The organism is Pseudomonas sp. GV105, assembly GCF_003058185.1.
In the GTDB taxonomy this organism is placed as follows: domain Bacteria; phylum Pseudomonadota; class Gammaproteobacteria; order Pseudomonadales; family Pseudomonadaceae; genus Aquipseudomonas; species Aquipseudomonas veronii.
Map to the genome: position 1 here is coordinate 42,459 of NZ_QBUF01000024.1, position 10,257 is coordinate 52,715.

The 10,257-nt window shown below is 63.8% G+C and carries 9 protein-coding genes; all 9 read left to right on the forward strand.

Annotated elements, in window-relative coordinates; genetic code table 11:
* Positions 1-79 precede the first annotated feature (79 nt).
* Positions 80-1,102 carry a type VI secretion system protein TssA gene (gene tssA, locus C8K66_RS29875; protein WP_046381631.1) on the forward strand — a complete coding sequence of 341 codons (1,023 nt, stop codon included), beginning with the start codon at positions 80-82 and terminating at the stop codon, positions 1,100-1,102.
* A 54-nt stretch (positions 1,103-1,156) separates the two neighbouring features.
* On the forward strand, positions 1,157-1,663 hold the full coding sequence (tssB, locus tag C8K66_RS29880; RefSeq protein WP_017849978.1) for a type VI secretion system contractile sheath small subunit: 507 nt from the start codon (positions 1,157-1,159) through the stop codon (positions 1,661-1,663).
* A 2-nt stretch (positions 1,664-1,665) separates the two neighbouring features.
* Positions 1,666-3,162, forward strand: coding sequence for a type VI secretion system contractile sheath large subunit (gene tssC / locus C8K66_RS29885; protein WP_017849979.1), 1,497 nt, complete (start codon positions 1,666-1,668; stop codon positions 3,160-3,162).
* Between the two features lie 175 nt (positions 3,163-3,337).
* Positions 3,338-3,826, forward strand: a complete 489-nt coding sequence (locus C8K66_RS29895; protein ID WP_003195562.1) for a type VI secretion system tube protein Hcp — start codon at positions 3,338-3,340, stop codon at positions 3,824-3,826.
* A 78-nt stretch (positions 3,827-3,904) separates the two neighbouring features.
* A complete protein-coding gene (gene tssE / locus C8K66_RS29900) occupies positions 3,905-4,420 on the forward strand; it encodes a type VI secretion system baseplate subunit TssE (RefSeq protein WP_005792513.1) in 516 nt (171 codons plus the stop codon).
* On the forward strand, positions 4,417-6,276 hold the full coding sequence (gene tssF / locus C8K66_RS29905; RefSeq protein ID WP_108526678.1) for a type VI secretion system baseplate subunit TssF: 1,860 nt from the start codon (positions 4,417-4,419) through the stop codon (positions 6,274-6,276). Before tssE ends, tssF begins: the two co-directional genes overlap by 4 nt.
* Entirely contained in the window at positions 6,240-7,283 is a 1,044-nt protein-coding gene (gene tssG / locus C8K66_RS29910; RefSeq protein WP_057004025.1) for a type VI secretion system baseplate subunit TssG, read from the forward strand. Before tssF ends, tssG begins: the two co-directional genes overlap by 37 nt.
* Positions 7,276-9,933: a type VI secretion system ATPase TssH gene (tssH, locus tag C8K66_RS29915; protein WP_057004026.1), complete on the forward strand. Its 2,658-nt coding sequence runs from the start codon at positions 7,276-7,278 to the stop codon at positions 9,931-9,933. Before tssG ends, tssH begins: the two co-directional genes overlap by 8 nt.
* A 148-nt stretch (positions 9,934-10,081) precedes the next feature.
* A partial coding sequence (locus tag C8K66_RS31785; RefSeq protein ID WP_165933324.1) for a hypothetical protein occupies positions 10,082-10,257 on the forward strand: 176 nt, incomplete at its 3' end.

A 10,257-nucleotide genomic window follows, 5' to 3' on the forward strand; every position in this document is an offset into this window, starting at 1 on the left:
AGAAAACATGCAAAGTTCATCACGCAACTAATGCATGAATTGCCCGTCATCTAACGGGCCGATAGGGAGATCGATTTCAGTGGATGTGCCGTTGCTGCTCGCCGCCGTTTCCGCGACTTCGCCATGTGGCGAAGACATGGAATATGACGCGCAATTTCTACAACTGGAGCGTGATGCCAAGGGGCAGCCCGAGCGCAGCATGGGCGACGCCATCCTGCCTGCCGAACCGCCGGACTGGCGCAGCATCCAGCAGCAAAGCCTCGACCTGTTGCAACGCAGCAAAGACCTGCGCATCACCCATTTCCTGCTGCAAAGCGCCCTCGCCCTCCAGGGTGTGGTCGGGTTGGCCGACGCGCTCACGCTGATCAACGCGCTGCTGCGCGAATACTGGGCCGACCTGCACCCGCGCCTGGATGCCGACGACGATAACGACCCCACCGTGCGTATCAACGCCCTGTCCGGCTTGACCGGCGACGCGACGATCCGCCTGCTGCGCGAAAGCATCCTCACGCGCTCGCGCACCTTCGGCGCCGTGAGCCTGCGCGCCGCGCTGAACGCCAGCGGCCTGATGAGTTTTCCCGATGAACAACTCGGCGCCCAGCAGCTCAATGCCGCGTTCCTCGACAGCGACCCCGAGCAACTGCAAGCCACCCGCGACGCCTTGAGCACCGCGCGTGCCGCCTGCGAAGCCATCGAACAACAGGTCAGCGACCAGGTCGGCTCGGCCCAGGGCGTCGACCTCAGCCTGTTGAAGCAACCGCTCAAGCAGGCGCTGCAGATCCTCAGCCAATTTGTACCGAACGGTGAGACCAGCAGCCGCGAACCCGAGGCCGTCAGTGACGACAATGCCCCCTCGGCCGACTTCGCCGCCGCCCCCACCGCACCGCGCCCCAGCGGCGACATCGCCAACCGCGATGACGTGCTGCGCAGCCTCGACAAGATCCTTGCGTACTACACCCGTCACGAGCCTTCGAGCCCGCTGCCGGTGCTGTTGAACCGCGCAAAGCATCTGGTGCATGCCGACTTCGCGGCCATCGTGCGCAATCTGATTCCCGACGGCATGTCCCAATTTGAAAACCTGCGTGGCCCGGACGGCGAGTAAGCCGCCCGACTGCGCAGTAACAACACCGTCGCTCAAGCGACCAGGAGCAGCAACGTGGCGAAGCAAAGTTCTCAGAAATTCATCGCGCGCAACCGCGCGCCTCGAGTGCAGATCGAGTACGACGTCGAGCTCTACGGCGCCGAGAAAAAGGTCCAGCTGCCCTTCGTGATGGGTGTGATGGCCGACCTCGCCGGCAAACCCGCCGAGCCCCTCGCGCCCGTGGCCGACCGCAAGTTCCTTGAAGTAGACGTCGACAACTTCGACTCGCGCCTCAAGGCCATGCAACCGCGCGTAGCGTTCCACGTACCCAACGAGCTGACCGGCGAAGGCAACCTGAGCCTGGACATCACTTTCGAAAGCATGGACGACTTCAGCCCGGCCGCCGTGGCCCGCAAGGTCGATGCGCTGAACAAGCTGCTCGAAGCCCGTACCCAGTTGGCCAACCTGCTGACCTACATGGACGGCAAGACCGGCGCTGAAGAAATCATCATGAAAGCGATCAAGGACCCGGCATTGCTGCAGGCCCTTGCGAGCGCGCCGAAGCCGGCAGGGGAGCAGTAATCATGACCGAGAATACCGTGCGCGAAAGCGCTCAGAACCTGGGCGCCACCGAAGAAACCAGCGAGTTCGCCTCGCTGTTGCTGCAAGAGTTCAAACCGAAGACCGAGCGTGCCCGCGAAGCCGTGGAAACCGCCGTGCGGACACTCGCCGAGCAGGCGCTGGCACAGACTGACCTGGTGTCCAACGACGCGATCAAGTCGATCGAATCGATCATCGCCGCCATCGACGCCAAGCTCACCGCCCAGGTCAACCAGATCATCCACCACCCGGATTTCCAGCAGCTGGAAAGCGCCTGGCGTGGCCTGCACTACCTGGTCAACAACACCGAGAGCGATGAGCAGCTGAAGATCCGCGTGCTCAACATCTCCAAGCCGGACCTGCACAAGACCCTGAAGAAATTCAAGGGCACCGCCTGGGACCAGAGCCCGATCTTCAAGAAGATGTACGAAGAAGAATACGGCCAGTTCGGCGGCGAACCTTACGGTTGCCTGGTCGGCGACTACTACTTCGACCAGTCGCCACCGGATGTCGAGCTGTTGGGCGAATTGTCCAAAGTCTGCGCCGCCATGCACGCCCCGTTCATCGCGGCCGCTTCGCCGACCGTGATGGGCATGGGCTCGTGGCAGGAACTGTCGAACCCGCGCGACCTGACCAAGATCTTCACCACCCCGGAATACGCCGGCTGGCGCTCGCTGCGTGAATCGGAAGACTCGCGCTACATCGGCCTGACCATGCCGCGCTTCCTCGCGCGCCTGCCGTATGGCGCCAAGACCGACCCGGTGGAAGCCTTCGCCTTCGAAGAAAACACCGACGGCGCCGACAGCTCCAAGTACACCTGGGCCAACGCCGCTTACGCGATGGCGGTGAACATCAACCGTTCGTTCAAACACTACGGCTGGTGCTCGCGCATCCGTGGCGTGGAGTCCGGCGGTGAAGTGGAAAACCTGCCGGCCCACACGTTCCCTACCGATGACGGTGGCGTGGACATGAAGTGCCCGACCGAAATTGCCATCAGCGACCGTCGTGAAGCGGAGCTGGCGAAGAACGGTTTCATGCCGCTGCTGCACAAGAAGAACACCGACTTCGCCGCGTTCATCGGCGCGCAGTCGCTGCAGAAGCCGGCCGAGTACGACGACCCGGACGCCACCGCCAACGCCAACCTGGCGGCGCGCCTGCCGTACCTGTTCGCCACCTGCCGTTTCGCGCACTACTTGAAGTGCATCGTGCGCGACAAGATCGGTTCCTTCAAAGAGAAGGACGAAATGCAGCGCTGGTTGCAGGACTGGATCCTCAACTACGTCGACGGCGACCCGGCGCACTCCACCGAAACCACCAAGGCCCAGCACCCACTGGCGGCAGCCGAAGTGATCGTGGAAGACGTCGAGGGCAACCCGGGTTACTACAACTCCAAGTTCTACCTGCGCCCGCACTACCAGCTCGAAGGGCTGACCGTGTCGCTGCGCCTGGTATCGAAACTGCCGTCGGCGAAAAGCGCGTAAAAAATCGGGACTGGCTCGCTCCCTGTAGGAGCGAGCTTGCTCGCGAAAAACTTGAAGGCGCTGCGTTCATCCAGGATGCCCGCGTCACCGTTGACGACCTTCGCGAGCAAGCTCGCTCCTACAGGGGTCGGCGGCGTTAACAAATACAGTGGCTGAGTCCACACAGGGAGAAAACATGGCTGTTGATATTTTCATCAAGATCGGCGACATCAAGGGCGAGTCCATGGACAAAGCCCACAAGGACGAAATCGACGTACTGAACTGGAGCTGGGGCATGTCCCAGTCCGGCAACATGCACGTAGGCGGTGGCGGCGGCGCGGGCAAGGTGAACATCCAGGACCTGTCGCTGACCAAGTACGTCGACAAAGCCTCGCCGAACCTGATGATGCACTGCGCCAGCGGCAAGCACATCGACAAGGTCAAGCTGACCGTGCGCAAGGCCGGTGGTGAAAGCCAGGTCGAGTACATGGTGATCAACCTGGAAGAAGTGCTGGTCACGTCCCTGAGCACTGGCGGTTCGGGCTCCGATGATCGCCTGACCGAAAACGTCACCCTGAACTTCGCCCAGGTGATGGTCGACTACCAACCGCAGAAAGCCGACGGCACCAAAGACGGCGGCGCAATCAAGTTTGGCTGGAACATCCGTTCCAACACCAAGCGCTGATAGCCCTGGCGGCCGTGGCCCAGCGCCACGGCCCCAGGCACTTTGTCCCTCTCGCAACCCGTCCGTGGAGCTGCTTTGGTGGTAACTGAAATCGCTTCCCGCGACCGTCTGCAACCGTCCCTGTTGGACCGGTTGACCGACGACGACCCAACCAACCCGAAGGAAAGCGCCGACAAGCGCGTGCTGTCCCTCACCCAATTGAAGGCCTCGGTGCTGCGTGACCTGGCGTGGCTGCTCAACACCACGTCGTTGCTCGATGCCGATGCCACCCTGCACACCCCGGCCGGCACCTCGGTGGTCAATTACGGCCTGCCGGCGCTGGCGGGCAACAGTGTTTCCAGCGTCGACATCAAGGCCCTGGAAGCCCTGATCTACCAGGCGATCGCCACCTTTGAGCCACGTATTCTGCGCCACACCCTGCGCGTCAAAGCCCGTGTCGGCCATGGCGAGATGAACCACAACGCCCTGAGCTTCGAGATCGAAGGCGACCTGTGGGCGCAGCCGGTGCCGTTGCGCCTGCTGCTACAAACCGACCTGGACCTGGAGTCGGGCCATGTACGCGTGGTCAACGCCGACCAGCGGAGACGCCCATGAACCCGCGCCTGCTGGAGCTGTACAACCAGGAACTGCACCACGTGCGCGAAAGCGCCGCCGAGTTCGCCAAGGAATACCCGAAGATCGCCAGTCGGCTGAGCCTGTCCGGCATGGACTGCGCCGACCCCTACGTCGAACGTCTGCTCGAAGGCTTTGCCTACCTCACGGCCCGCGTGCAGCTCAAGCTCGACGCCGAGTACCCGACCTTCACCCACAACCTGCTGGAGATCGCCTACCCGCACTACCTGGCGCCGACCCCGTCGATGACCGTGGTGCAACTGCAGACCGACCCGGATGAAGGCTCCCTGGCCAGCGGTTTCCCGTTGCCGCGCGACAGCGTATTGCGTGCCGCGTTGGGCCGCGAAACCCAGACCTGCTGCGAGTACCGCACCGCTCACCCGGTGACGCTGTGGCCGTTGCAGGTCAGCCACGCCGAGTACTTCGGCAACCCCGCCGCCGTGCTCGGGCGCCTGGCGGCCAGCGAACCGAAAGCCAAGGCCGGTTTGCGCCTGACCCTGCGCACCGGCGCCGAGTTGCCGTTCAACAGCCTCGCGCTGGACAACCTGCCGCTGTACCTCAGCGGTGCGGATGAGCAACCGTTCCGCCTCTACGAACAATTACTGGGCAATGCCTGCGCGGTGTTTGCGCGCAAGCCGGGGGGCGATTGGGTCGAGCGCCTGCCGCAGGACGCGCTGCGCTCGCGCGGTTTCGACGACGCCGACGCGGCCATGCCCGTGGTGGCGCGGGCGTTCCAGGGCTATCGGTTGCTGCAGGAATACTTCGCCCTGCCCCACCGCTTCCTGTTCGTCGAGTTCGCCGAGCTGAGCCGTGCGGTCAAGCGTTGCGACGGCCAGGAACTGGAACTGATCGTGCTGTTCGACCGCCACGAACCGAGCCTGGAAGGCAGCGTCGGTGCCGCGCAGTTCCTGCCGTTCTGCACCCCGGCGATCAACCTGTTCCCGAAACGCGTGGACCGTATCCACTTGTCCGAGCGGGTCAACGAACACCATGTGATCGCCGACCGCACGCGGCCGATGGATTTCGAGATTCACTCCCTCGACGGCATCACCGGCCACGGCACCGGGCCGGAGCAGCCGTTCCTGCCGTTCTATGCGGTGCGCGACCCCTCGCGTTATGGCCGCGACCAGGCGTACTACACCGTGCGCCGTGAGCCGCGGGTGCTGTCCAGCGACCAGCGGCGCAACGGCCCGCGCTCCACCTACGTGGGCAGCGAAACCTTCGTCAGCCTGGTGGACAGCCAGCAAGCGCCCTATCGCCACGACCTGCGCCAACTCGGCGTGAGCGCGCTGTGTACCAACCGCGATTTGCCGCTGTTCATGAGCGTGGGCAATGGCAAGACCGACTTCACCCTCGCCGACAGCGCCCCGGTGCTGGCCGTGCGCTGCGTCGCCGGGCCGAGCCGCCCGCGTGCCAGCCACGCCCATGACGCCAAGGCCTGGCGCCTGATCAGCCAGCTGTCGCTCAACTACTTGTCCCTGAGCGAACAGGGCCAGGGCGCAGGCGCCTTGCGCGAACTGCTGCGCCTGTATGGCGACAGCAACGACGCCGCCCTGCAATTGCAGATCGAAGGCCTGCGCGAAGTCAGCAGCAAAGCGGTGACCCGGCGCCTGCCGATGCCCGGCCCGATCGTGTTTGGGCGCGGCCTGGAAATCACCTTGGAATTCGATGAAAACGCGTTTCGCGGCACCGGCGTGTTCCTGCTCGGTGCGGTACTGGAACGCTTCCTGGCACGCTACGTGTCGATCAACAGTTTTACCGAGACGGTGATCCGTACCACCGAACGCGGCGAGATCATGCGATGGAAAGCCAAGCCCGGACGTCGTCCGACCCTGTGAGTACCCTGGATGCGATGCACCAGGAGCCCTGGGAATACGATTTCTTCCAGGCGCTGCGGCGTATCGAGTGCGAATCGCCGGACCTGCCGCGCCTGGGCCAGTCCCTACGCCTGGCGGACGACCCGCTGCGCCTCGGGCAACAGGCCGACTGCACCTTCGCCCCGGCCACCCTGGCCTCGGTCGACCCCGCTGGCGAGGGCAAGCCAGCGCGGCTGCAGCAGTACTTTTTCGGCCTCGGCGGCCCCAACGGCCCGCTGCCGCTGCACATCACCGAGTACGTGCGCGAACGCCAGCGCAACAATGCCGACAGCACCAGCAAACAGTTCCTGGATATCTTCCACCATCGCCTGTTGAGCCTGTTCTACCGGGCCTGGGCCGAGGCGCGGCCGACCGTCAGCCACGACCGCCCGGACGATGATTACTGGTCGGCGCGCCTCGCGGCCTTGAGCGGTCGGGGCATGCCGAGCCTGCTCAACCAGGGGCTGATCCCCGACACGGCAAAGCTGCATTACAGCGGCCACCTGTCGGCGCAGACCCGCTACCCGGATGGCTTGAAGGCGATCCTTGGCGAGTACTTCGGCCTGCCGGTAGAGATCGAAGAATACATCGGCCAATGGCTCGAACTGCCCGAGCGCAGTCGCGTCGGGGTCAGCGCCAACCGGCTCGGCGTGGACTTCTGCCTGGGCAGCCATGTGTGGGACCGCCAGCACAAATTCCGCATCCGCCTGGGCCCGCTCGCGCTGGACGACTACATGGGCATGCTGCCCGGCAGCCAGCCGTTCAACGAGCTGGTGGCCTGGGTGGCCGAGTACCTGGGCCATGAATTGGACTGGGACTTGAACCTGGTTCTGCAACAACCCGAAGTCCCGGCGCTGCAACTCAACGGCCGGTTCCGCCTGGGCTTCAACACCTGGCTCGGCCGCCCTGCGGTTGATGCCAACGACCTAATCCTGGCCCGGCATTACGCCGATCACGCCACCACCTCAAGGAATCCAGAGCATGGGTGAAATCAGTCGCGCCGCACTGTTCGGCAAACTCAACAGCGTGGCCTACAAAGCCATCGAAGCCGCCACGGTGTTCTGCAAGCTGCGGGGCAATCCGTATGTGGAACTGGCCCACTGGTTTCACCAGTTGCTGCAACTGCAGGACTCGGACCTGCACCGCATCATCCGTCAGTTCAACGTGGAACCGGCGCGCCTGGCCCGCGACCTGACTGAAGCCCTCGACCGCCTGCCGCGGGGCTCGACTTCGATCACCGACCTGTCCTCCCATGTGGAAGAAGCCGTAGAGCGCGGCTGGGTCTACGGCAGCCTGATGTTCGGCGAAAGCCAGGTGCGTACCGGTTATCTGCTGCTGGGCATTCTGAAGACGCCGAGCCTGCGCCATGCGCTGTTGGGTTTGTCGGCGGAGTTCGACAAGGTCAAGGCCGAAGCCCTGAGCGAACGCTTTGACGAGTACGTCGGCGACTCGCCGGAGAATGCGTTGACGGCCAGCGACGGTTTCAACGCCGGCGCCGTTCCGGGCGAAGCCAGCGGTGCGATGGCGCCGAGTGCGATGGGCAAGCAGGAAGCGCTCAAGCGTTTCACGGTCGACCTGACCGAACAGGCACGCAGCGGCAAGCTCGACCCGATCGTCGGCCGCGACGAAGAGATCCGCCAGTTGGTGGATATCCTCATGCGTCGACGCCAGAACAACCCGATCCTCACCGGTGAAGCCGGCGTGGGCAAGACTGCCGTGGTCGAAGGCTTCGCCCTGCGCATCGTCGCCGGCGACGTGCCGCCCGCGCTGAAAGACGTTGAACTGCGCAGCCTTGACGTCGGCCTGCTGCAAGCCGGCGCCAGCATGAAAGGCGAGTTCGAACAACGCCTGCGCCAGGTCATCGAAGACGTCCAGGCCTCGCCGAAGCCGATCATCCTGTTCATCGACGAAGCCCACACCCTGGTGGGTGCCGGTGGTGCCGCCGGCACCGGTGACGCAGCCAACCTGCTCAAACCGGCCCTGGCCCGCGGCACCTTGCGTACCGTGGCCGCGACCACCTGGGCCGAGTACAAGAAACACATCGAAAAAGACCCGGCCCTGACCCGCCGTTTCCAGGTAGTGCAGGTGGCCGAACCGTCGGAAGACAAGGCGCTGCTGATGATGCGCGGCGTGGCCTCGACCATGGAGAAACACCATCAGGTGCAGATCCTCGACGAAGCACTGGAAGCCTCGGTGAAGCTGTCCCACCGCTACATCCCGGCGCGCCAGTTGCCGGATAAATCCGTCAGCCTGCTGGACACCGCCTGCGCCCGCGTCGCCATCAGCCTGCATGCGGTGCCGGCCGAAGTCGACGACAGCCGTCGCCGCATCGAAGCCCTGGAAACCGAGCTGCAGATCATCGCCCGCGAGCATGCGATCGGCATCGCCATCGGGGCGCGCCAGAGCAACAGCGAAGCCTTGCTGAGTGCCGAGCGCGAGCGCCTGGCCAGCCTGGAAAGCCGCTGGGCCGAAGAGAAAACCCTGGTCGATGAGTTGCTCGCCACCCGCGCCACGTTGCGTGAAAAAGTCGGCGTGGTCGACAGCGGCAACGATGAGTTGCGTGCGCAATTGGTCGACCTGCAGCAGCGCCTCACCGCGCTGCAAGGCGAAACCCCGCTGATCCTGCCGACCGTGGATTACCAGGCGGTGGCCTCGGTGGTCGCCGACTGGACCGGCATCCCGGTCGGCCGCATGGCGCGCAACGAACTGGAAACCGTGCTCAACCTCGACCAGCACCTGAAGAAACGCATCATCGGCCAGGACCACGCCTTGCAGATGATCGCCAAGCGCATCCAGACCTCCCGCGCCGGCCTCGACAACCCGAGCAAGCCGATCGGCGTGTTCATGCTGGCCGGCACCTCCGGCGTGGGCAAGACCGAAACCGCCCTGGCCCTGGCCGAAGCCATGTACGGCGGCGAGCAGAACGTCATCACCATCAACATGAGCGAGTTCCAGGAAGCCCACACCGTGTCGACCCTCAAGGGCGCGCCACCGGGCTACATCGGCTACGGCGAAGGCGGCGTGCTGACCGAAGCGGTACGGCGCAAACCCTACAGCGTGGTGCTGCTGGACGAGGTGGAAAAAGCCCACCCGGACGTACACGAGATCTTCTTCCAGGTGTTCGACAAGGGCGTGATGGAAGACGGCGAAGGCCGGGTCATCGACTTCAAGAACACGCTGATCCTGCTGACCACCAACGCCGGCACCGAGTTGATTTCCCAGGTCTGCAAAGACCCGGCGAACATCCCCGCGCCGGAAGACATTGCCAAAGCCCTGCGCCAGCCGCTGCTGGAAATTTTCCCGCCCGCACTGCTCGGCCGACTGGTGACCATCCCGTATTACCCGCTGAGCGACGAGATGCTCAAGGCGATCACCCGCCTGCAACTCGAGCGCATCAAGAAGCGTGTGCAGAACACCCACAAAGTCGCCTTCGATTACGACGACGCGGTGGTCGATTTGATCGTCTCGCGCTGCACCGAGACCGAAAGCGGCGGGCGCATGATCGACACGATCCTCACCAACAGCCTGCTGCCGGACATGAGCCGTGAATTCCTCACGCGCATGCTCGAAGGCAAGGCGCTGGCGGGTGTGCGGATCAGTAGCCGGGATAATGAATTGCACTATCAGTTCAACGATTGACCTGAAGAAACATAATCAAAAATGTGGGAGGGGGCTTGCCCCCGATGGCGGTGAATCAGTCACCTGATACATCAACTGACACACTGCTATCGGGGGCAAGCCCCCTCCCACATTTTGATTGGGTTCCTTCAGCTATTAGGGTACTTCGATGCTATTCAACCAAACCTCACGCCTGGCCAAAATCACCAGCCCCCTCGGGCCGGACGTGCTGTTGCTCAATCAAATGGGCGGCGGCGAAGAGTTGGGTCGGCTGTTCGCCTATGAGCTGCAACTGACCTCCCTGGACGCCAACATCGACCTCAACCAGTTGCTCGGCAAGCCGAT